The 21,766-nt window shown below is 41.3% G+C and carries 20 protein-coding genes, 1 pseudogene and 1 other annotated feature; of the genes and pseudogenes, 20 read left to right on the forward strand and 1 reads right to left on the reverse strand.

Going from position 1 to position 21,766, the window contains the following annotated elements; translation table 11 throughout:
* The first annotated feature begins 49 nt into the window (after positions 1-49).
* The 6 genes and pseudogenes from EJF26_RS00610 to EJF26_RS00630 all read left to right on the forward strand — a co-directional run bounded on the left by EJF26_RS00610 (position 50) and on the right by EJF26_RS00630 (position 4,271).
* Positions 50-502, forward strand: coding sequence for a NanQ anomerase/TabA/YiaL family protein (locus EJF26_RS00610; RefSeq protein ID WP_000575430.1), 453 nt, complete (start codon positions 50-52; stop codon positions 500-502).
* A gap of 20 nt (positions 503-522) precedes the next feature.
* Complete coding sequence (locus EJF26_RS00615; RefSeq protein ID WP_000057469.1) at positions 523-1,167, forward strand: YesL family protein; 645 nt, start codon at positions 523-525, stop codon at positions 1,165-1,167.
* A gap of 171 nt (positions 1,168-1,338) precedes the next feature.
* A complete protein-coding gene (locus tag EJF26_RS00620) occupies positions 1,339-2,256 on the forward strand; it encodes a dihydrodipicolinate synthase family protein (protein WP_001281473.1) in 918 nt (305 codons plus the stop codon).
* Between the two features lie 17 nt (positions 2,257-2,273).
* Positions 2,274-3,158 (forward strand): ROK family protein, encoded by an 885-nt coding sequence (locus tag EJF26_RS00625; protein WP_000150242.1) that lies wholly within the window; start codon positions 2,274-2,276, stop codon positions 3,156-3,158.
* Between the two features lie 120 nt (positions 3,159-3,278).
* Positions 3,279-3,347 (forward strand): annotated as a pseudogene (locus EJF26_RS10325) (recombinase family protein); the annotation flags it as partial.
* Positions 3,348-3,506: 159 nt separating this feature from the next.
* Positions 3,507-4,271 carry a class I SAM-dependent methyltransferase gene (locus EJF26_RS00630; RefSeq protein ID WP_001067287.1) on the forward strand — a complete coding sequence of 255 codons (765 nt, stop codon included), beginning with the start codon at positions 3,507-3,509 and terminating at the stop codon, positions 4,269-4,271.
* 282 nt (positions 4,272-4,553) lie between these two features.
* Here the strand turns inward: EJF26_RS00630 and EJF26_RS00635 are convergent, their stop codons facing one another.
* The gene (locus EJF26_RS00635; protein WP_000743707.1) at positions 4,554-5,405 is read right to left on the reverse strand and encodes a MurR/RpiR family transcriptional regulator; all 852 of its coding nucleotides are present in this window, start codon (positions 5,403-5,405) and stop codon (positions 4,554-4,556) included.
* A gap of 256 nt (positions 5,406-5,661) precedes the next feature.
* Here EJF26_RS00635 and pbp2b point away from each other — a divergent pair, with 256 nt between their 5' ends.
* The 14 genes from pbp2b (at position 5,662) to ileS (ending at position 21,648) form a co-directional block, all read left to right on the forward strand.
* On the forward strand, positions 5,662-7,704 hold the full coding sequence (gene pbp2b, locus EJF26_RS00640; protein ID WP_001224849.1) for a penicillin-binding protein PBP2B: 2,043 nt from the start codon (positions 5,662-5,664) through the stop codon (positions 7,702-7,704).
* 10 nt (positions 7,705-7,714) lie between these two features.
* On the forward strand, positions 7,715-8,311 hold the full coding sequence (gene recR, locus EJF26_RS00645) for a recombination mediator RecR (RefSeq protein WP_000966754.1): 597 nt from the start codon (positions 7,715-7,717) through the stop codon (positions 8,309-8,311).
* Positions 8,312-8,484: 173 nt separating this feature from the next.
* The gene (locus tag EJF26_RS00650) at positions 8,485-9,528 is read left to right on the forward strand and encodes a D-alanine--D-alanine ligase (RefSeq protein ID WP_000814680.1); all 1,044 of its coding nucleotides are present in this window, start codon (positions 8,485-8,487) and stop codon (positions 9,526-9,528) included.
* 85 nt (positions 9,529-9,613) lie between these two features.
* Positions 9,614-10,987, forward strand: a complete 1,374-nt coding sequence (locus tag EJF26_RS00655) for a UDP-N-acetylmuramoyl-tripeptide--D-alanyl-D-alanine ligase (RefSeq protein WP_000778731.1) — start codon at positions 9,614-9,616, stop codon at positions 10,985-10,987.
* Positions 10,974-11,585, forward strand: a complete 612-nt coding sequence (locus tag EJF26_RS00660; RefSeq protein ID WP_000994200.1) for an NUDIX hydrolase N-terminal domain-containing protein — start codon at positions 10,974-10,976, stop codon at positions 11,583-11,585. Before EJF26_RS00655 ends, EJF26_RS00660 begins: the two co-directional genes overlap by 14 nt.
* A gap of 91 nt (positions 11,586-11,676) precedes the next feature.
* On the forward strand, positions 11,677-12,381 hold the full coding sequence (locus tag EJF26_RS00665) for a YwaF family protein (RefSeq protein WP_001055282.1): 705 nt from the start codon (positions 11,677-11,679) through the stop codon (positions 12,379-12,381).
* Between the two features lie 411 nt (positions 12,382-12,792).
* Positions 12,793-14,169 carry a cell division protein FtsA gene (ftsA, locus tag EJF26_RS00670; RefSeq protein ID WP_000196336.1) on the forward strand — a complete coding sequence of 459 codons (1,377 nt, stop codon included), beginning with the start codon at positions 12,793-12,795 and terminating at the stop codon, positions 14,167-14,169.
* A 16-nt stretch (positions 14,170-14,185) separates the two neighbouring features.
* The gene (ftsZ, locus tag EJF26_RS00675) at positions 14,186-15,442 is read left to right on the forward strand and encodes a cell division protein FtsZ (protein ID WP_004246752.1); all 1,257 of its coding nucleotides are present in this window, start codon (positions 14,186-14,188) and stop codon (positions 15,440-15,442) included.
* A gap of 3 nt (positions 15,443-15,445) precedes the next feature.
* Positions 15,446-16,117 (forward strand): YggS family pyridoxal phosphate-dependent enzyme, encoded by a 672-nt coding sequence (locus tag EJF26_RS00680; RefSeq protein WP_000364412.1) that lies wholly within the window; start codon positions 15,446-15,448, stop codon positions 16,115-16,117.
* A 9-nt stretch (positions 16,118-16,126) separates the two neighbouring features.
* The gene (locus tag EJF26_RS00685; RefSeq protein ID WP_000053362.1) at positions 16,127-16,660 is read left to right on the forward strand and encodes a cell division protein SepF; all 534 of its coding nucleotides are present in this window, start codon (positions 16,127-16,129) and stop codon (positions 16,658-16,660) included.
* Positions 16,660-16,920 carry a YggT family protein gene (locus EJF26_RS00690; protein WP_000576497.1) on the forward strand — a complete coding sequence of 87 codons (261 nt, stop codon included), beginning with the start codon at positions 16,660-16,662 and terminating at the stop codon, positions 16,918-16,920. Before EJF26_RS00685 ends, EJF26_RS00690 begins: the two co-directional genes overlap by 1 nt.
* A complete protein-coding gene (locus EJF26_RS00695; RefSeq protein WP_000988886.1) occupies positions 16,917-17,708 on the forward strand; it encodes a YlmH family RNA-binding protein in 792 nt (263 codons plus the stop codon). Before EJF26_RS00690 ends, EJF26_RS00695 begins: the two co-directional genes overlap by 4 nt.
* A gap of 8 nt (positions 17,709-17,716) precedes the next feature.
* Positions 17,717-18,601 carry a DivIVA domain-containing protein gene (locus tag EJF26_RS00700; RefSeq protein ID WP_001123198.1) on the forward strand — a complete coding sequence of 295 codons (885 nt, stop codon included), beginning with the start codon at positions 17,717-17,719 and terminating at the stop codon, positions 18,599-18,601.
* A 2-nt stretch (positions 18,602-18,603) separates the two neighbouring features.
* Positions 18,604-18,810: a binding site (T-box leader), on the forward strand.
* Positions 18,811-18,855: 45 nt separating this feature from the next.
* Complete coding sequence (gene ileS / locus EJF26_RS00705; RefSeq protein ID WP_000768065.1) at positions 18,856-21,648, forward strand: isoleucine--tRNA ligase; 2,793 nt, start codon at positions 18,856-18,858, stop codon at positions 21,646-21,648.
* Positions 21,649-21,766: the final 118 nt, after the last annotated feature.

Consider the following 21,766-nt stretch of genomic DNA (forward strand, 5'->3'; position numbering starts at 1 on the left):
TAAACTTAATCTATGATTTTAGTTAACTATCAGAAACGAAGGAAACAGTATGATTTTTGACGATTTGAAAAACATCGCCTTTTACAAGGGAATCCATCCCAATCTAGACAAGGCTATCGACTATCTCTATCAGCACCGTAAGGATTCTTTCGAACTCGGTAAGTATGAGATTGACGGGGACAAGGTCTTTCTAGTTGTGCAGGAAAATGTCCTCAATCAAGCTGAAAATGATCAATTTGAGCATCATAAGAACTATGCAGATTTGCATTTGCTGGTAGAAGGGCATGAATATTCGAGCTACGGTTCACGTATCAAAGACGAGGCGGTAGCATTCGATGAAGCGAGCGACATTGGTTTTGTCCATTGTCATGAACGCTACCCACTATTGTTGGGTTATCACAATTTTGCGATTTTCTTCCCAGGAGAACCGCACCAGCCAAATGGCTATGCAGGTATGGAAGAGAAGGTTCGCAAATATCTCTTTAAAATTTTGATTGATTAAAAGAATCAGGAGGAGCAAACATGGCACAAAAAGGAGTAAGCCTTATCAAGGCAGCATTTGATACAGATAACTTTCTCATGCGTTTCAGTGAGAAGGCCTTGGATATCGCCACAGCCAATCTTCTTTTTGTCGTCTCTTGTTTGCCCATCGTAACGATTGGAGTGGCAAAAATCAGCCTCTACCAAACCGTGTTTGAGATTAAGAGAAGCAGGCGAGTACCTGTTTTCAGAACCTATCTGAGAGCTTTCAAGCAAAATTTGAAACTGGGTTTCCAGTTAGGTTTGCTAGAGTTGGGCATTGTGTCATTAAGCTTTCTAGATCTCTACCTCTTCTGGGGACAGACAACTTTGCCTTTCCAACTTGTGAAAGCTATTTGTTTGGGAATTCTCATCTTCCTCACTCTGGTGATGCTGGCTAGTTATCCCATCGCTGCGCGCTATGATTTGTCATGGAAAGAAGTGTTGCAAAAAGGGCTTATCTTGGCAAGTTTTAACTTTCCATGGTTCTTCCTCATGTTAGCCATTCTCTTTCTCATAGTGATGGTTCTCTATCTATCTGCCTTCACTCTCCTTTTGGGTGGATCGGCCTTTATCCTCTTTGGTTTTGGTTTGCTAGTCTTTCTCCAAGCAGGATTGATGGAGAAAATTTTCGCCAAATACCAGTAGGATGGCTTGTTTCTGAAACTACTTTCAATCGTTACAGTTTCTAAAATACAAGTAGAAACTAAAATCTAAGTGTATACAAGATATTGAAAGCGATTTTCACAAGGTGTATACTAAACTTGTAAAAAATAGAACTGCTCTCAGCAGAAAAAAAGAAATCTTAGGAGAAAATCTATGTCAGATTTGAAAAAATACGAAGGTGTCATTCCAGCCTTCTACGCATGTTATGATGATCAAGGAGAAGTCAGTCCAGAGCGTACGCGTGCCTTGGTTCAATACTTTATTGATAAGGGTGTTCAAGGCCTCTATGTCAATGGTTCTTCTGGTGAATGTATCTACCAAAGTGTGGCAGACCGCAAGTTGATTTTGGAAGAAGTCATGGCAGTTGCTAAAGGGAAATTGACCATCATTGCTCACGTTGCCTGCAACAATACAAAGGATAGTATGGAACTTGCTCGCCACGCGGAAAGTTTGGGAGTAGATGCTATTGCAACGATTCCGCCGATTTACTTCCGCTTGCCTGAGTATTCAGTTGCCAAATACTGGAACGATATCAGTTCTGCAGCACCAAATACAGACTATGTGATCTACAATATTCCTCAATTAGCAGGTGTTGCTTTGACTCCAAGTCTTTATACTGAAATGTTGAAGAATCCTCGTGTTATCGGTGTTAAGAACTCTTCTATGCCAGTTCAAGATATCCAAACCTTTGTCAGCCTTGGTGGAGAAGACCATATCGTCTTTAATGGTCCAGATGAACAATTCCTAGGGGGTCGTCTCATGGGTGCCAAAGCTGGTATCGGTGGTACTTATGGTGCTATGCCAGAACTCTTCTTGAAACTCAATCAGTTGATTGCTGAGAAAGACTTGGAAACAGCTCGTGAATTGCAATACGCTATCAACGCAATCATTGGCAAACTCACTTCTGCACATGGAAATATGTACGGTGTCATCAAAGAAGTCTTGAAAATCAATGAAGGACTTAACATTGGTTCAGTTCGTTCACCATTGACGCCAGTAACCGAAGAAGATCGCCCAGTTGTAGAAGCAGCTGCAGCCTTGATTCGTGAAACCAAGGAGCGCTTCCTCTAATCCATAAGGAGGTATTTATGACACACTACGTTGCAATTGATATTGGTGGAACCAACATCAAATATGGTTTGATTGACCAAGAAGGCCAACTTGTTGAATCGCATGAAATGCCAACAGAGGCGCATAAGGGCGGCCCTCATATCTTGCAAAAGACCAAAGATATCGTAGCCAGCTATTTAGAAAAAGGCCCAGTAGCAGGTGTTGCCATTTCTTCAGCGGGAATGGTGGATCCTGATAAGGGTGAGATTTTCTATGCCGGCCCACAAATTCCTAACTACGCAGGAACCCAGTTCAAGAAGGAAATCGAGACGAACTTTTCGATTCCTTGCGAAATTGAAAATGATGTCAACTGTGCAGGTCTTGCTGAGGCAGTATCTGGTTCAGGAAAGGGAGCGAGTGTGACACTTTGCTTGACCATTGGAACAGGTATCGGTGGTTGCTTGATTATGGATGGGAAAGTCTTCCATGGTTTTAGCAATTCAGCCTGTGAAGTCGGTTATATGCACATGCAGGATGGAGCTTTCCAAGACTTAGCTTCTACGACAGCCTTGGTAGAATATGTGGCAGCAGCTCATGGAGATTCAGTTGACCAGTGGAATGGCCGACGCATCTTTAAGGAAGCTACTGAAGGAAACAAGATCTGTATGGCTGGCATTGACCGAATGGTAGACTATCTAGGAAAAGGTCTGGCAAATATTTGCTACGTTGCCAATCCAGAGGTGGTCATTCTAGGTGGTGGTATCATGGGGCAAGAGGCTATCCTCAAACCAAAGATCCGCACAGCCTTGAAGGCGGCCTTGGTACCAAGTCTAGCTGAAAAAACACGATTGGAATTTGCCCATCACCAAAATACAGCAGGGATGCTCGGTGCATATTACCATTTCAAAACAAAACAATCCTAGTTTGGAACTATAGAATTAAGAAGAACTTTTAATCTCTATTTGAGTGAAAAATGTTTTCCTTAATTCTTTTTTATTGAAAAATTTGAGCGAAAGGAGGTAATTGTGAGAAACTAGGAGAAAATAACCGCCTTGCATGAGAAGTTAAGCCGAGATGATGAACTACAAGGCGAGAGCAATTCTGTCATCAATTGAATTGATATTTAGCTTGAGTAAATGAGAAAATGTGGAAAAATGATATAATAAGATAGGCGAAAATTGACAAATTAGAATTTGTAGAGGTGAGAAAAATGTAATGGCAACCTATTCAACTTAAATTGAAATAATATAAAATTACGAGGAGATTATAAGATGAACAATTATATAAAATTAAATGAAGATCGATGGAATAATGTAAAAAATGACTACACTGAGCCATTGACACATGAAGAATTAGAAGAAGTTAGAAAACATCCAATTGCTGTTGCCTTAACTGTTGGAAAAAAAGTTCCGACAGAATGGTTTGAAAAAGCCAAGGGAAAAAAGATATTAGGGTTAGCTTGTGGTGGTGGACAGCAGGGTCCAGTTTTTGCTATAAAAGATTATGATGTCACCATAATGGATTTTTCTACATCACAATTACAAAGAGATGAGATGGTTGCTAAAAGAGAAGACTTAAAAATCACTACCGTTCAAGGCAATCTGACAAAACCATTTCCATTTGAAAATGAAACGTTTGATATTGTCTTTAATCCAGTTTCAAATGTATATATAGAAGATTTAGAAAACATGTATAAAGAAGCCTCTCGCGTATTGAAAAAGGGTGGCTTGTTAATGGTCGGATTTATGAATCCTTGGATATACATGTATGATGCTGACACTGTATGGGATAAACCCGATGAGGAATTACTGTTAAAGTTTTCACTACCTTTTAATTCAAGAGAGCTTGAAGAGGAAGGCAAAATCACCATCAATCCAGAATATGGATATGAATTTAGCCATACCTTAGAAACGCAAATCAGAGGACAACTTAAAAATGGTCTCGCTATGATTGATTTTTATGAATCGTGTGACAAAAGACATCGATTATCACGTTATGGAAATGACTACATCGCTACACTCTGCATTAAACTATAATCTTATAGAACGTACTTCTGAAGAATAGCTCGTTTTATTTTACGATTAGAATTTCCCATACCCAAAATACCGCAATGTTGGGTGCCTTTTATCATTTTTTACTCAATGAGAATCAAAGAGCAAAGTAGGAAGCGAGCCGTAGGTTGCTCAAAGCACAGCTTTGAGGTTGCAGATAAAACTGACGAAGTCAGTAAAATACGTACGGCAAGGTGAAGCTGACGTGGTTTGAAGAGAATTTCGAAGAGTATTAAAGCAAAACAATCCTAGTTTGGTTGAACCAAACTAGGATTTTCTAACGCGTTTTTGTCTACGATAGCCGTTGAGTTTTTTATTTTCCCAATAACTATTAAAGATTTTTTCCTTGCTCTCGCGATTGATTTCCAAAAAGTAGGCATAAATCAAATCTATTAAAATGAGCATAGGGAGTTGAGCGGAAATACGCTGGATGTAAGAAGATTGACTATGGCTTGCCACAAGGACCGTTTCGGTATAAGCCTGACTATTTTTGTTTGGTGCGCTGGTAAAGAGGATGGTCTTGGCGCCCATTTCCATGGCATCCAACAAACTATCGAGGACGGGTTGGGTAGTGCCTGATAGGGAAAAACCAAGTACCAAACAGTTTTCATCCATGATGCTAGTCGTCCATGCAAAGCCATCCTGATCGGTCAAAGCTTCACAGACAACACCTAGTCGCATAAAACGCAGTTTCATCTCACGGGCAATCAGACCAGAACTTCCCGTCCCAAAAAAGTAAACTCGTTCTGCATCGTCGATTAATTGGGCAACTCGTTCCAGTTGTTCTTCGTCAATTAAATCCTGTGTTTGTTCCCGTAGGTTGCTGTAGCTTCGAAGCACACGTTTGGTCAAAGGACTATGTTTGTGGGAATGGGTATCCTGTTTATTGGCCTGGTGTTGGTATTGAAAAACAAATTCTCGATAGCCAGTAAAGCCACATTTTTTTGCAAAACGGGTAAGGGCAGCTTGGGAAACATGCAGTTTTTGAGTAACCTGTTGCGATGATAGATCATCCACAATCGTATCTACCTGCAAGAAATAACGAGCGATTTCCTGTTCTAACTCTGTTAATTCTTCAAAATGAAGATCAATAATAGTTGCGATATCCTGCTTTTTCATGGAGCTCCTTTTCATGAGTCAAACTCTTAAAAGTTGACGATTGCCAGCTTATTAACATCATTATATCATAGAAGTTAGGATAACCAAATAAAAAGGCATTTTCGATTAAAAGTCAAAAAATGCTTCGACTTTTCCAAGAGTTTCTCCGTAAAATATGGTACAATGAAAAGTACCGAGCTTCACCCGTTTGCTCTATTATTTTAGCTGAAAATGAAGGTGAAAATCGGGAATTTTTCTAGAAAAGAGTCTTAGTTGTATGAGAAAATTCAATAGCCATTCGATTCCGATTCGGCTTAATTTACTGTTTGCGATAGTTATCCTGCTGTTTATGACCATTATCGGTCGATTGTTATACATGCAGGTACTGAATAAAGATTTCTATGAAGCAAAGTTGGCATCAGCCAGTCAGACTAGGGTGACAACCAGTTCAGCTCGAGGGCAGATTTATGATGCAACAGGGAAACCCTTGGTAGAAAACACACTCAAGCAAGTTGTTTCTTTCACACGAAACAATAAGATGACGGCGGCAGAGTTGAAGGAGACGGCTAAAAAACTGCTGACTTATGTAAATGTAACCTCCCCTGATCTGACAGATCGACAGATTGCAGACTATTACTTGGCGGACCAGGACGTTTACAAAAAAACAGTCGAATCCTTGCCAAGCGATAAACGTCTGGATTCAGATGGGAACCGTTTATCGGAAGCGACGCTCTACAATAATGCGGTTGAAAGCATAGACGTGAGTCAACTCAATTATACAGATGACCAGAAAAAGGAAATCTATCTCTTTAGTCAGCTCAATGCAGTTGAAAATTTTGCGACGGGCACCATTTCAACAGATGCCTTGGATGATACTCAGGTTGCTCTTGTGGCTTCTGCATCCAAGGAATTACCGGGCATTAGCATTTCAACCTCATGGGACCGAAAAGTACTGGACACTTCTCTATCGTCTATCGTCGGTAGCGTTTCAAGTGAAAAGTCAGGTCTTCCAGCTGAGGAAGTTGACGCTTATCTCAAGAAAGGCTACTCTCTCAATGACCGAGTGGGAACTTCTTATCTTGAAAAGCAATATGAAGATGTCCTCCAAGGCAAACGCTCTGTCAAAGAAGTGCATCTCGACAAACACGGAAATATGGAAAGTGTGGAAAATGTCGAGGAAGGAAGCAAGGGAAACAATATCAAACTAACGATTGACTTAGCTTTCCAAAATGGAGTGGATGACCTGCTTAAGAGCTACTTTAACTCCGAGTTGAGTAATGGTGGCGCTAAATATTCTGAAGGGGTCTACGCTGTGGCCCTCAATCCCAAAACTGGTGCAGTTCTGGCGATGTCAGGTGTCAAGCATGATGTCCAATCAGGGAAATTAAGTCCAGACTCCCTAGGGACAGTTACCAACGTCTTTGTACCAGGATCTGTCGTCAAGGCCGCAACCATCAGTTCTGGTTGGGAAAATGGAGTCTTGTCAGGGAACCAGACCTTGACAGACCAACCGATTGTCTTCCAAGGTTCAGCTCCAATTAATTCTTGGTACACTCAGGCTTACGGTTCATTTCCGATTACAGCTGTGGAAGCCTTGGAGTATTCTTCTAATGCCTACATGGTTCAAACGGCCTTGGGTATTATGGGTCAGACCTATCAACCTAATATGTTTGTTGAAACTAGCAATTTGGAATCAGCTATGGGGAAACTTCGTGCGACATTTGCGGAATATGGCCTAGGAGCTTCAACGGGTATTGATCTTCCGGATGAATCTACAGGATTTACTCCTAAGGAATATGATTTTGCCAATTATATTACCAATGCCTTTGGTCAGTTTGATAACTATACCCCAATGCAATTGGCCCAGTACGTTGGAACTATTGCCAACAACGGTGTTCGGATTGCCCCCCACATTGTTGAGGGGATTTATGGAAACAACGAACAAGGTGGCTTAGGGAACTTAATCCAATCTGTTGAAACTAAGGAAATGAATAAAATTAATATCTCTGAGTCTGATGTTTCCATCCTCCAACAAGGATTTTATCAAGTTTCGCATGGAACGAGTGCTCTAACAACTGGTCGTGCCTTTTCAAATGGCGCCGCCGTTTCCATCAGCGGGAAAACGGGTACTGCCGAAAGTTATGTTAATGGCGGTCAAAAAGCCAATAATACCAACGCAGTCGCCTACGCACCGACCGAAAATCCCCAAATCGCGGTCGCAGTCGTCTTCCCTCACAACACCAACCTAACAAATGGTGTCGGACCTTCGATTGCACGCGATATTATCAATCTTTATCACCAACACCATCCAATGAATTAGAAAGGAACTTATGCTGTATCCAACACCTATTGCCAAGCTGATTGATAGCTATTCAAAGTTACCAGGTATCGGGATTAAAACGGCTACCCGCCTAGCCTTCTATACCATTGGAATGTCTGATGACGATGTCAATGAATTTGCCAAAAATCTCCTGTCTGCTAAGCGGGAGTTGACCTATTGTTCCATCTGTGGTCGCTTGACTGACGATGATCCTTGCTCTATCTGTACAGATCCAACTCGTGACCAGACAACCATCTTGGTGCTAGAAGATAGTCGCGATGTGGCTGCAATGGAAAATATCCAAGAATACCACGGACTCTATCATGTCTTGCATGGCCTCATTTCTCCTATGAATGGCATCAGCCCAGACGATATCAATCTCAAGAGTCTCATGACTCGTCTCATGGATAGTGAGGTTTCAGAGGTTATCGTTGCGACCAATGCGACGGCTGATGGGGAAGCGACCTCTATGTACCTCTCTCGTCTCCTCAAGCCAGCTGGTATCAAGGTTACTCGTTTAGCACGAGGCCTAGCTGTGGGAGCAGATATCGAGTATGCGGACGAAGTTACACTCTTACGAGCCATTGAAAATCGAACAGAGTTGTAGGAGTAAACAAATTTACGAACTCAATTCATTTATACAAGAACGGGGAGACCGAGTTTGTCGTTATCGGTCTCTTTTTATATTTCTTTACTACCAGTACCATGTTCAAGTTTCAAAAAAGAAGCAAATATGATATACTAAGGTGCGAGTATTCTATTAGAAAATAGGACAGTAATATGAAACAAACAATTATTCTTTTATACGGTGGACGTAGTGCGGAACGTGAAGTCTCTGTACTATCAGCTGAGAGTGTCATGCGTGCGGTCAACTACGATCGTTTCACAGTCAAGACTTTCTTTATTAGTCAGTCAGGTGACTTTATCAAAACGCAAGAATTTAGCCAGACTCCAGGTCAAGAGGATCGTCTCATGACTAATGAGACCATTGACTGGGACAAGAAAATTGCGCCAAGTGCTATCTATGAAGAAGGTGCTGTAGTCTTTCCAGTTCTTCATGGTCCGATGGGTGAAGATGGCTCTGTCCAAGGATTTCTTGAAGTTTTGAAAATGCCTTATGTCGGTTGCAATATCTTGTCATCCAGCCTTGCCATGGATAAAATTACGACCAAGCGTGTTCTAGAATCTGTCGGGATTGCCCAAGTTCCTTATGTGGCCATAGTCGAAGGAGATGATGTGACTGCTAAAATCGCTGAAGTTGAAGAAAAATTGACTTATCCAGTCTTCACGAAGCCGTCAAACATGGGTTCAAGTGTCGGTATTTCTAAGTCTGAAAACCAAGAGGAACTCCGTCAAGCTCTAGAACTTGCCTTCCAATATGACAGCCGTGTCTTGGTAGAGCAAGGGGTGAATGCTCGTGAAATCGAGGTCGGTCTTTTGGGCAACTACGATGTGAAGAGCACGCTTCCTGGTGAAGTGGTCAAGGATGTTGCCTTTTATGACTATGATGCCAAGTATATCGATAACAAGATTACCATGGATATCCCAGCTAGAATCAGTGATGATGTGGTAGCTGTCATGCGTCAAAATGCAGAAACAGCCTTCCGTGCGATTGGTGGTCTCGGTCTGTCTCGTTGTGATTTCTTCTATACAGATAAGGGCGAGATTTTCCTAAACGAGCTCAATACCATGCCAGGTTTCACCCAGTGGTCTATGTATCCACTACTTTGGGACAATATGGGAATCAGCTACCCAGAACTAATCGAGCGTTTGGTTGACCTTGCCAAGGAAAGTTTTGACAAGCGCGAAGCGCATTTGCTATAAAAATGAAAGAGAGGGTAGAAGCCAGAACCGTCACCTGCCAGGTGAATGAAGTTCTCGGACTTCAACCCTTTTTAAAGGAGTAGAAATGAAATTAACAATCCACGAAGTAGCCCAAGCTGTTGGAGCTAAAAATGATGTTAGTCTTTTTGCGGACGTTCAGTTAGAAAAAGCTGAGTTTGACAGTCGTTTGATTGGGCCAGGTGATTTGTTTGTGCCACTCAAAGGTGCGCGTGATGGTCATGACTTTATCGAAACAGCTTTTGAAAATGGTGCAGCAGTAACCCTCTCTGAGAAGGAAGTAGAAGGTCATCCCTACATTCTAGTAGCTGATGTTTTGACTGCCTTTCAAACCCTAGCTGCCTACTATCTTGAAAAAACGGGTGTTGATGTCTTTGCTGTTACAGGTTCAAATGGCAAGACAACGACCAAGGATATGTTGGCGCATTTACTGTCAACGACCTACAAGACATACAAAACTCAAGGCAATTACAATAATGAGATTGGCCTTCCTTACACGGTTCTTCACATGTCTGAGGGGACAGAAAAGTTGGTCTTGGAGATGGGGCAGGATCACTTGGGAGATATCCATCTCTTGTCTGAATTGGCTCATCCAAAAACAGCCATCGTGACCTTGGTTGGAGAAGCCCATTTGGCCTTTTTCAAAGACCGTTCAGAGATTGCTAAAGGAAAAATGCAAATTGCAGACGGTATGACTTCAGGTTCCTTGCTTTTAGCTCCGACTGACCCTATTGTAGAGGCCTACTTGCCTACTGATAAAAAGGTGATTCGTTTTGGTCAAGGAGCAGAACTAGAAATAACAGACTTGGTTGAGCGTAAGGATAGTCTGACCTTTAAGGCGAATTTCTTGGGACAAACCCTCGATTTGCCAGTAACTGGCAAGTACAATGCCACCAATGCTATGATTGCTGCTTATGTGGCTCTACAAGAAGGAGTTTCAGAGGAGAAGATTCGTCAGGCTTTCCAAAATCTTGAATTGACTCGTAACCGTACCGAGTGGAAGAAAGCTGCCAACGGAGCAGATATTCTGTCAGATGTTTACAATGCCAATCCAACTGCTATGAAGCTAATTTTAGAGACTTTCTCTGCTATTCCAGCTAATGAAGGTGGCAAGAAAATTGCTGTTCTAGCAGACATGAAGGAACTCGGTGACCAATCTATCCAACTCCATAACCAGATGATTCTGAGCCTATCGCCAGATGTGCTTGATATGGTTATTTTCTATGGAGAAGACATTGCCGAATTAAGCCAGCTGGCCAGTCAAATGTTCCCAATCGGTCATGTATTCTACTTTAAGAAAACTGCGAGCGAAGATCAATTTGAAGACCTTGTCAAGCAGGTCAAGGAAAGCCTCGGTGCCAATGACCAAATTCTGCTCAAAGGCTCGAACTCTATGAATCTAGCTAAGTTGGTAGAAAGTTTAGAAAATGAATGCAAGTGATTTTACCAAGTATCTGCAAAGAATGCTAGCTATTACGGATACTGGATTAACCTTTACAAAAGATCCTTTTGACTGTGAGCGATACGAGGACTTGCGAAGTTTGTTTAGCGAAATGTTGAATCAGGTATCAGACCTCGATGCAGAAGAAGTGGCAGAAGTCTTGAAACCAACTTCCGCTTACGCGACTCCTCTGATGGACGTCCGTGCTTGGATTGTTGAGGATGAAAAAGTCTGTTTAGTTAGAGGAAAAGGAGAGGATAGTTGGGCTTTGCCAGGTGGATTTGGTGAAGTCGGCTATTCTCCAACTGAAAATATTCTTAAAGAAATTGAAGAAGAAACCGGTTTTACAGCAAAAACAGAAAGGTTACTTGCAGTTTTTGACACCAATCGTTTCCAACTACAGAGCAAACAATATGCAAAGTTTGTGTTTGAATGTAAGCTTCTTGATGGACAATTTCAAGAGAATCAAGAAATTGCTGACCTTCAATTTTTTGCCATCGACCAATTGCCAGCCTTATCTGAAAAACGCATCACCAAGGAACAAATGGAGATTCTTTGGCAGGTTTATAAAGGACAAAGAGACCAATATATTGACTAAGGAGATGATTATCGTATTTCTAAATTCATTTTTGTCAAGTAGCATGGTATAATAATATGCAAGAAAATTTTGAACTAATGAGGAAAACTAGATGAATTTATGGAATATTTTCTTTACGCCCCAAGCAACAGAACCACCTAAATTTGACCTTTTTTGGTATATCAGCCTATTTACGCTCTTAGCCGTAACCTTTTTTACAGCTTATCGTTACCGTGAAAAGAAGGCTTGTCAACGATTTTTCCAAATTTTGCAAGCTGTCCAGTTAATCCTTCTTTATGGTTGGTATTGGGTTAATCATATGCCACTGTCAGAAAGCTTACCATTTTATCATTGCCGTATGGCTATGTTTGTGGTGCTTTTACTTCCAGGTCAGTCCAAATATAAGCAGTACTTTGCATTGTTGGGGACATTTGGTACATTAGCAGCTTTTGTTTATCCTGTGCCAGATGCCTATCCTTTCCCACATATTGCTATCTTGTCCTTTATCTTTGGGCATTTAGCTCTCTTGGGAAACTCCCTGATTTATCTATTAAGACAGTATGATGGACGATTGCTGGATGTGAAGCGGATTTTTCTCATGACCTTTGCGCTAAATGCCTTGATTTTTGTGGTCAATTTGGTGACAGGCGGAGATTATGGTTTCCTAACAAAACCACCATTAGTCGGAGATCATGGGTTAGTAGCCAACTACTTGATTGTATCTTTTACTTTGTCAGTTGCTATCAGTTTGACAAGGAAAATTTTAGAAGCTTTTTTGGAGCAAGAGGAAGAAAAATTTCTCGTAAAGAAAGTTTAATTTTAAGCTCAGATTGAAGAAAAAGTCCATTTTGGACAATTTTCTTCAATCTTTTTCTTTTACTAGAGAAAGTAAAAAAACTCTTAAAAACAGCATTAGATCAGTATTCCTAAGAGTTTCTGCTATATGGTAATCAATCTTCAAAAGAGAAATTTATTAATTACTGGATAGGATTTGTCTACGTTATGAAGCTTGATTTTAAGCTTTCTTTTTTCATGAATTCGATTTTTTATAACTTGCTTGGAAAAAAGAAAAGTATAGGAAGAGAAAGTGAAAAAATGGTAAGGAAATTTATGAAAAACTAAGCACGATTGGATTTTTTGTGTTATAATATTTTGTGAATAGCTGTGTCTCGTCACAGTTATTAAAAATAGAAGTGAGAAACTTGGAAGACAGAGAGGACGCAATGTAATGACTAGAGATGGTTTTTTTACAGGCTTAGATATCGGAACTAGCTCCATCAAAGTGCTGGTTGCCGAACATAGAGATGGTGAAGTAAATGTAATTGGCGTTAGCAATGCCAAGAGTAAAGGTGTCAAAGACGGGATTATCGTTGATATTGAGGCTGCTGCTTCAGCAATTAAATCCGCAATTTCCCAGGCAGAAGAGAAGGCAGGAATTTCAATCAAGTCTGTTAATGTTGGTTTACCAGCAAATCTCTTGCAGGTTGAACCAACTCAAGGAATGATTCCTGTAACATCAGATACAAAAGAAATTACAGATCAAGACGTAGAGAATGTTGTCAAATCAGCTTTGACAAAGAGCATGACGCCTGATCGTGAAGTGATTACTTTCATTCCAGAAGAATTTATCGTAGATGGTTTCCAAGGTATTCGTGACCCTCGTGGCATGATGGGGGTGCGTTTGGAAATGCGTGGCTTACTTTACACAGGACCTCGTACCATTCTTCATAACCTTCGTAAAACCGTGGAGCGTGTGGGAATTCATGTTGACAACGTCATCATCTCACCATTAGCGATTGTAAATTCAGTTCTTAATGAGGGAGAACGTGAGTTTGGCGCGACAGTGATTGATATGGGTGGTGGACAGACTACAGTTGCAACCATTCGCAATCAAGAATTGCAATTTACAAATATCTACCAAGAAGGTGGAGAATATGTCACTAAAGACATTTCCAAGGTCTTAAAAACTTCCCAAAAAATCGCAGAAAGTTTGAAACTAAACTATGGTGAAGCTTATGTTCCACTAGCAAGTAACGAGACTTTCCAAGTTGAAGTCATTGGTGAAGTAGAGCCCGTTGAAGTGACAGAAAGTTACTTAGCAGAAATTATCTCAGCACGTATCAAACATATTTTTGATCAAATTAAACAGGAGTTAGACAGAAGACACTTGTTGGATTTACCAGGTGGTATCGTTCTGATCGGCGGGAATGCGATTTTGCCAGGAGTTGTCGAATTGGCGCAAGAAGTGTTTGGTGTTCGAGTGAAACTCTATGTGCCAAATCAAGTGGGAATTCGCAACCCTGCTTTTGCCCATGTAATCAGCTTGTCTGAGTTTGCAGGTAAATTGACAGAAGTGAATCTTCTGGCTCAAAAGGCAGTCAGAGGAGATGAATTCCTTCGTCAAAAACCAATTAATTTTGGTGTTTCAAATCAAAGTGTTACACCGATTATACAAACAACTCCAGTGCAACCAGCTACTGCAGCAACTGAAATCACACCTGACAGTGGCCTTGCTCCAAGAGACGAATTCCAAGCAAGTTCTCAAGATAAACCGAAATTAACAGACCGTTTCCGTAGCTTGATCGGAAGCATGTTTGATGAATAAAAGAGGAAAAGAAATTATGACATTTTCATTTGATACAGCAGCTGCTCAAGGTGCAGTTATTAAAGTAATTGGTGTCGGTGGAGGCGGTGGTAATGCTATTAACCGCATGATCGACGAAGGTGTTTCAGGCGTAGAATTCATTGCGGCGAACACAGACGTACAAGCCTTAAGCAGTACAAAAGCTGAAACAGTTATCCAACTCGGACCAAAGTTGACTCGTGGTTTGGGTGCTGGAGGTCGACCTGAGGTTGGTCGTAAGGCTGCTGAAGAAAGCGAAGAAGCATTGACAGCAGCAATTAGTGGGGCAGACATGGTCTTTATCACTGCTGGTATGGGTGGTGGATCTGGTACAGGAGCTGCCCCTGTTATTGCACGTATTGCTAAAGATTTAGGTGCCCTTACAGTAGGTGTTGTGACACGTCCTTTTGGATTTGAAGGAAGCAAACGTGGTCAGTACGCTGTAGAAGGAATCAACGAACTTCGCGAACATGTTGATACTTTGTTGATTATTTCAAACAACAACTTACTTGAAATTGTTGATAAGAAGACACCGCTTCTTGAAGCACTTAGCGAAGCAGATAACGTCCTTCGCCAAGGTGTTCAAGGGATTACAGACTTAATTACCAACCCTGGATTGATCAACCTTGACTTTGCTGACGTGAAAACGGTTATGGCAAACAAAGGGAATGCCCTCATGGGTATCGGTATTGGCAGTGGAGAAGAGCGTGTCGTTGAAGCGGCTCGTAAAGCGATTTACTCACCACTTCTTGAAACTACCATTGACGGTGCTGAAGATGTCATTGTCAACGTTACTGGTGGTCTTGATTTGACCTTGATTGAAGCAGAAGAAGCTTCTGAAATCGTCAACCAAGCAGCAGGTCAAGGAGTGAATATCTGGCTTGGAACCTCTATTGACGAAAGCATGAAAGATGAAATTCGTGTAACAGTTGTAGCGACTGGTGTTCGTCAAGAACGTGTAGAAAAAGTTGTTGGTTCTCCAGTAAAACAAGCGGCTCGTCGTGAAGCCTCAAGACCACCACACTCTCAAAATTTTGATCGTCATTTTGACCTAGAAGATACAGCAGAATTACCAAAACAAAGCCAACGACGCTTTGAAACAAGTCAATCTTCTGCTTTTGGTGATTGGGACTTGCGTCGTGAATCAATCGTTCGTCAAACTGATTCAGTCGTATCACCTGTAGAACGTTTCGAAGCACCGACTTATCAGGACGAAGATGAGTTGGACACACCTCCATTCTTCAAGAATCGTTAATCAATGGATTTGAAAAAAAATACAGAGTTCGTTTTTCAGCAGGTCGCTGAAGCTAGCCGAGAAGCCAATCGTGATCCAGCTTCTGTTTCCATTATTGCAGTGACGAAATATGTGGACGTAAAAACAGCGGAAGCCCTGCTTCCCCTGGGTGTTCATCATATTGGTGAAAATCGTGTTGATAAATTTTTAGAAAAATATCAGGCGTTAAAAGAATTCCCTGTCACTTGGCATTTGATTGGAACGCTACAAAGACGGAAGGTCAAAGAAGTAATCCCTTTTGTGGATTACTTTCATGCTTTAGATTCCTTAAAATTGGCGCAGGAGATTCAAAAAAGAACAGATCATGTTATCAAGTGTTTCCTACAGGTCAATATTTCAGGAGAAGAAAGCAAGCACGGTTTTTCAAAAGAAGAATTACTAGAACTTTTGCCAGACTTGGCTCAGCTAGATCAGATTGAGTATGTTGGTTTGATGACCATGGCTCCTTTTGAGGCAGATTCTGATGAATTGAAACAAATTTTCAAGAAAACTCAGGAACTGCAAGCAGAAATTAGGGAAAAACAAATTCCTAATATGCCGATGACAGAGTTGAGCATGGGCATGAGTCGTGACTATAAGGAAGCGATTCAATTTGGTTCGACCTTTGTTCGAATTGGCACAGCATTTTTTAAATAGGAGAGATCTATGTCTTTAAAAGATAGATTTGATAAATTTATAGATTATTTTACAGAAGATGGGGAAGAAACAACTGCGACTTATCAACCTCAGGATGAGCAGATGATTGCTTCATCGAGTTCAGCTTCTAAAGAACTGCCAGCGCAGTTTCAATCAACCACTTCAAAAGATGCCAACATCACTCGCCTACATGCTCGCCAACAAGAATTGGCTATGCAAAGCCATCGTACAGATGAAAAAGTGACGATTGATGTTCGTTATCCTAGAAAATATGAGGATGCAACAGAGATTGTGGGTTTATTGGCTGGAAATGAAAGTATCTTGATTGACTTCCAGTACATGACAGAGGTTCAGGCTCGTCGTTGTCTAGACTATCTGGACGGTGCCCGTCATGTTTTGGCAGGTAATCTGAAAAAAGTTGCGAGTACAATGTATTTGTTGACACCAGTCAATGTGGTTGTGAATATTGAAGATATCAAGTTGCCTGATGATTCTCAAAGTGCAGAATTTGGTTTTGATATTAAACGAAGTAGAGCGAAATAATGATTTTTCTGATTCGTCTAATCCAAAATGCAGTGAATATTTATTCCCTGCTTTTGTTAATCTATGCACTCCTCTCTTGGTTTCCAAATTCTTACGGTAGTTCACTAGAACGTTTACTGGAAAAGCTGATTAGACCGATTGTTGATCCACTTCGCCGTTTACCTTTACAATTTGGAGGTTTGGATTTATCCATTTGGCTGGCAATCTTAATCGTCCGTTTTTTGGGTGACAGCTTGATTCGTTTCTTGTTGATACTATGATGACAAATAAAGCGATTTACCAGCACTTTTCCCTTGATGATGCTCCCTTTATTGATAAGGGATTAGAGTGGATCAAGCGGGCGGAAGATACTTATACTCCTGTCCTCACTGCTTTTGTCAATCCGCATCAGGAACATATACTGAGGGTTTTGGCTGGGACCTATGGACTGGGCTGTGTGAGTAGCGGAGAATATATCCATACGGAATTTGTCCGTGTCCTTCTGTATCCGGACTATTTCAGTCCGACACTGTCAGATTTTGAAATGGCATTGTTAGAGATCCGTTATCCAAGTAGATTTGAACAGCTAACACATGCAAAGATTTTGGGGACAATCATCAATCAACTAGGAATTGATCGTAAGCTCTTTGGTGATATCTTGGTAGATGAAAAGAGAGCACAGATTTTTGTCAATCGTGATTTTATCCCTCTGTTTCAGGATGGGATACAAAAGATTGCTAGGCTACCTGTGTCGCTGGAGGAATGTCCTTTCACCGATAAAATCATATCTGAGATCAATTATCAAGAACAAGAGATTTTGATTTCCAGTTTTCGTTTGGATGCCCTCTTATCAAGTGCCTTGAAATTATCCAGAAAGCAGGCTGGTCAACTGATAGAGAAAAAATCTGTTCAGGTAAACTACCACCCCATTGAAAAATTAGATTATCTAGTAGCTGTAGGGGATTTGATTAGTGTGAGAAAGTTTGGTCGTCTGAAGATTGTCAAAGAAAATGGGCAAACTAAAAGGGATAAGATAAAACTGACTATCCAATTATTATTAAGTAAGTGAGGAAAAGTATGCCAATTACATCATTAGAAATTAAAGATAAAACCTTTTCTACGAAATTCAGAGGGTTTGATCCAGAAGAAGTAGATGAATTTCTTGATATTGTTGTTCGTGATTACGAGGACTTAGTTCGCAATAATCACGAAATGGAAAGACACATTAGAAGTTTAGAAGAGCGCTTATCTTACTTTGATGAGATGAAGGATTCGTTGAGCCAGTCTGTTTTGATTGCTCAAGATACGGCTGAACGTGTAAAGCAAGCTGCTCAAGAGCGCTCAAACAATATTATTCAACAGGCTGAGCAAGATGCCCAGCGCCTCCTTGAAGAGGCAAAATACAAGGCTAATGAAATCCTACGTCAGGCAACAGATAATGCTAAGAAAGTAGCTGTTGAGACAGAGGAATTGAAAAACAAAAGCCGTGTATTTCATCAACGTCTCAAATCTACGATTGAGAGCCAGTTGGCAATTGTCGAATCTTCAGATTGGGAAGATATTCTTCGTCCGACTGCGACTTATCTCCAAACAAGTGATGAAGCCTTCAAGGAAGTCGTAGGTGAGGTCTTGGGAGAAGCTGTTCCTTCGCAACCAGAAGAAGAGCCGATTGATGTGACTCGCCAATTTTCACCTGAAGAAATGGCTGAGTTACAAGCCCGCATCGAAGCAGGTAACAAAGAATTAGCTGAGTTTGAAGCTCAGCAGGCTAACAGTCAAGCGGAAAGTCATGTGTTAGACATCAATACGGTTGTAGAAGAGATACAGTCTCATTCAGTTGAACCACAACATGAGGATTCAGAAATCGTGACAGAGTATTTCTCAGTATCGCCATCAGCAACTGGAACTGCTTCTTCAACTACTAGACATGAAGCACAACAAGAATCCGTTACAATATTATAAGAAATAAATGTGAGAACAATATCTGACTAACTATATTTTCAGCGAGTAGGAGATGGTGTGAGTCCTGCAATCCCTAGTGGTCAGATTATCCTCTCAAGCAATCCAGTCTGAAAAGAGTAAGATTGGACGTTGCCCACGTTACGGGACAAGAGGGGAAAAGACAAAGTCTTTTTCCGAACAAAGGTGGTACCACGATTTTCGTCCTTTTTAGCGATTCGTGGTTTTTAATTTGTCTATATAATAAAGGAGATATAATGAAACTCAAAGATACCCTAAATCTTGGAAAAACTGAATTTCCAATGCGTGCTGGACTTCCTACTAAAGAACCACTATGGCAAAAAGAGTGGGACGAAGCGAAACTTTACCAACGTCGTCAAGAATTGAACCAAGGAAAACCGCATTTCACCTTGCATGATGGCCCTCCCTATGCCAACGGAAATATCCACGTTGGGCACGCCATGAACAAGATTTCTAAAGATATTATTGTTCGTTCTAAGTCTATGTCAGGATTTTACGCCCCTTACATCCCAGGTTGGGATACACATGGTCTGCCAATCGAGCAAGTTTTGGCAAAACAAGGTGTCAAACGCAAAGAAATGGACTTGGTTGAGTACTTGAAACTTTGCCGCGAGTACGCTCTTTCTCAAGTTGATAAACAACGTGAAGACTTTAAACGTTTGGGTGTTTCTGGTGACTGGGAAAATCCTTATGTGACTTTGACTCCAGACTATGAAGCGGCTCAAATCCGTGTCTTTGGTGAAATGGCTAAAAAAGGCTATATCTACCGTGGTGCCAAGCCAGTTTACTGGTCATGGTCATCTGAATCAGCTCTTGCAGAAGCAGAAATTGAATATCATGACTTGCTTTCAACTTCCCTTTACTATGCTAACCGTATCAAAGACGGAAAAGGTGTCCTAGATACTGATACTTACATCGTTGTTTGGACAACTACTCCATTTACCATTACAGCATCTCGTGGGTTGACTGTTGGTGCGGATATCGATTACGTAGTCGTACAACCAGCTGGTGAATCTCGTAAGTTTGTGGTTTCTTCAGAATTGTTGACTAGTTTGTCTGAAAAATTTGGCTGGGCTGATGTTCAGGTCTTGGCAACCTACCGTGGTCAAGAATTGAACCATATCGTAACAGCTCACCCTTGGGATACGGCTGTAGATGAGTTGGTGATTCTTGGTGACCACGTTACAACTGACTCTGGTACAGGTATCGTCCATACAGCCCCTGGTTTTGGTGAGGACGACTACAATGTCGGTGTTGCTAACGGTCTTGAAGTTGCTGTAACAGTTAACGAACGCGGTATTATGATGGCCAATGCTGGCTCTGACTTTGAAGGTCAATTCTATGACAAGGTTGTACCAACTGTTATCGAAAAACTTGGTAATCTTCTCCTTGCGCAAGAAGAAATCTCTCACTCCTATCCATTTGACTGGCGTACGAAAAAACCAATCATCTGGCGTGCAGTGCCACAATGGTTTGCCTCTGTATCTAAATTCCGCCAAGAAATCTTGGATGAAATTGAAAAAGTGAAGTTCCACTCAGAATGGGGGAAAGTGCGTCTTTACAACATGATTCGCGACCGTGGCGACTGGGTTATCTCTCGTCAACGTGCTTGGGGAGTTCCACTTCCTATCTTCTATGCTGAAGACGGAACGCCAATCATGACTGCTGAAACGATTGAGCACGTGGCTCAACTCTTTGAGGAACACGGATCTATCATCTGGTGGGAACGTGATTCAAAGGATCTCTTGCCAGAAGGATTTACGCATCCCGGTTCACCAAATGGCGAGTTCAAAAAAGAAACAGACATCATGGACGTTTGGTTTGACTCAGGTTCATCATGGAATGGAGTTGTGGTAAACCGTCCAGAGTTGACTTACCCAGCAGATCTTTACCTAGAAGGTTCTGACCAATACCGTGGTTGGTTCAACTCTTCTCTCATCACATCCGTTGCTAACCATGGCGTTGCTCCTTACAAACAAATCTTGTCACAAGGTTTTGCCCTTGATGGTAAGGGTGAAAAGATGTCTAAATCCCTTGGAAATACGATTGCTCCAAGCGATGTTGAAAAACAATTTGGTGCGGAAATTTTGCGTCTTTGGGTAACAAGTGTTGACTCAAGTAACGACGTGCGTATCTCTATGGATATCTTGAGCCAAGTCTCTGAAACTTACCGTAAGATCCGTAACACTCTTCGTTTCTTGATTGCTAATACATCTGACTTTAACCCAGCTCAAGACGCAGTAGCCTACGATGATCTTCGTTCAGTTGATAAGTATATGACCATCCGCTTTAACCAACTTGTGAAAACGATTCGTGATGCTTATGCCAACTTTGAATTCTTGATAATCTATAAGGCCTTGGTAAACTTTATCAACGTTGACTTGTCAGCCTTCTACCTTGACTTTGCTAAAGACGTTGTTTACATCGAAGGTTCCAAATCACTCGAACGTCGTCAAATGCAGACTGTCTTCTATGACATTCTTGTGAAAATCACTAAACTCTTGACACCAATTCTGCCTCACACTGCGGAAGAAATCTGGTCATATCTTGAGTTTGAAGCTGAAGAATTCGTTCAATTGTCAGAATTGCCAGAAGCTCAAACCTTTGCCAACCAAGAAGAAATCTTGGATACATGGGCAGCCTTCATGGACTTCCGTGGACAAGCTCAAAAAGCCTTGGAAGAAGCTCGTAATGCAAAAGTAATCGGTAAATCACTCGAAGCTCACTTAACGGTTTATCCTAATGAAGTTGTGAAAACTTTGCTTGAAGCAGTAAACAGCAATGTAGCTCAACTTTTGATCGTGTCAGACTTGACTATTGCAGAAGGACCAGCTCCAGAAGGCGCAGTTAGCTTTGAAGACGTAGCCTTCACAGTTGAACGCGCTGCAGGTGAAGTATGTGACCGTTGCCGTCGTATCGATCCAACTACTGCAGACCGTAGTTATCATGCAGTTATCTGTGACCACTGTGCAAGCATCGTAGAAGAAAACTTTGCGGACGCAGTCGCAGAAGGATTTGAAGCGAAATAATCAGAAAGAGACTGAGAAAGGTCACTAAAATCATAAAAACGCATAATATCAAGAGTTCAAGTGCTTTGATATTATGCGTTTTATTATGGGAAAATTTACTAGTCCATTTCCTAAAATG

The sequence above is a fragment of the Streptococcus oralis subsp. dentisani genome, from assembly GCF_007475365.1.
GTDB classification, from domain to species: domain Bacteria; phylum Bacillota; class Bacilli; order Lactobacillales; family Streptococcaceae; genus Streptococcus; species Streptococcus mitis_AX.

Excerpts from the sequence above, each read along its gene's own strand:
- EJF26_RS00660 (WP_000994200.1), top strand. The coding sequence starts at position 10,974 with ATGAATGCAAGTGATTTTACCAAGTATCTGCAAAGAATGCTAGCTATT.
- EJF26_RS00695 (WP_000988886.1), top strand. The coding sequence starts at position 16,917 with ATGATGACAAATAAAGCGATTTACCAGCACTTTTCCCTTGATGATGCT.
- EJF26_RS00620 (WP_001281473.1), top strand. The coding sequence starts at position 1,339 with ATGTCAGATTTGAAAAAATACGAAGGTGTCATTCCAGCCTTCTACGCA.
- ftsA (WP_000196336.1), top strand. The coding sequence starts at position 12,793 with ATGACTAGAGATGGTTTTTTTACAGGCTTAGATATCGGAACTAGCTCC.
- EJF26_RS00690 (WP_000576497.1), top strand. The coding sequence starts at position 16,660 with ATGATTTTTCTGATTCGTCTAATCCAAAATGCAGTGAATATTTATTCC.
- EJF26_RS00625 (WP_000150242.1), top strand. The coding sequence starts at position 2,274 with ATGACACACTACGTTGCAATTGATATTGGTGGAACCAACATCAAATAT.
- EJF26_RS00615 (WP_000057469.1), top strand. The coding sequence starts at position 523 with ATGGCACAAAAAGGAGTAAGCCTTATCAAGGCAGCATTTGATACAGAT.
- EJF26_RS00700 (WP_001123198.1), top strand. The coding sequence starts at position 17,717 with ATGCCAATTACATCATTAGAAATTAAAGATAAAACCTTTTCTACGAAA.
- EJF26_RS00685 (WP_000053362.1), top strand. The coding sequence starts at position 16,127 with ATGTCTTTAAAAGATAGATTTGATAAATTTATAGATTATTTTACAGAA.
- EJF26_RS00610 (WP_000575430.1), top strand. The coding sequence starts at position 50 with ATGATTTTTGACGATTTGAAAAACATCGCCTTTTACAAGGGAATCCAT.
- recR (WP_000966754.1), top strand. The coding sequence starts at position 7,715 with ATGCTGTATCCAACACCTATTGCCAAGCTGATTGATAGCTATTCAAAG.
- EJF26_RS00635 (WP_000743707.1), bottom strand. The coding sequence starts at position 5,405 with ATGAAAAAGCAGGATATCGCAACTATTATTGATCTTCATTTTGAAGAA.
- EJF26_RS00630 (WP_001067287.1), top strand. The coding sequence starts at position 3,507 with ATGAACAATTATATAAAATTAAATGAAGATCGATGGAATAATGTAAAA.
- pbp2b (WP_001224849.1), top strand. The coding sequence starts at position 5,662 with ATGAGAAAATTCAATAGCCATTCGATTCCGATTCGGCTTAATTTACTG.
- ftsZ (WP_004246752.1), top strand. The coding sequence starts at position 14,186 with ATGACATTTTCATTTGATACAGCAGCTGCTCAAGGTGCAGTTATTAAA.
- EJF26_RS00680 (WP_000364412.1), top strand. The coding sequence starts at position 15,446 with ATGGATTTGAAAAAAAATACAGAGTTCGTTTTTCAGCAGGTCGCTGAA.
- EJF26_RS00665 (WP_001055282.1), top strand. The coding sequence starts at position 11,677 with ATGAATTTATGGAATATTTTCTTTACGCCCCAAGCAACAGAACCACCT.
- EJF26_RS00655 (WP_000778731.1), top strand. The coding sequence starts at position 9,614 with ATGAAATTAACAATCCACGAAGTAGCCCAAGCTGTTGGAGCTAAAAAT.
- EJF26_RS00650 (WP_000814680.1), top strand. The coding sequence starts at position 8,485 with ATGAAACAAACAATTATTCTTTTATACGGTGGACGTAGTGCGGAACGT.
- ileS (WP_000768065.1), top strand. The coding sequence starts at position 18,856 with ATGAAACTCAAAGATACCCTAAATCTTGGAAAAACTGAATTTCCAATG.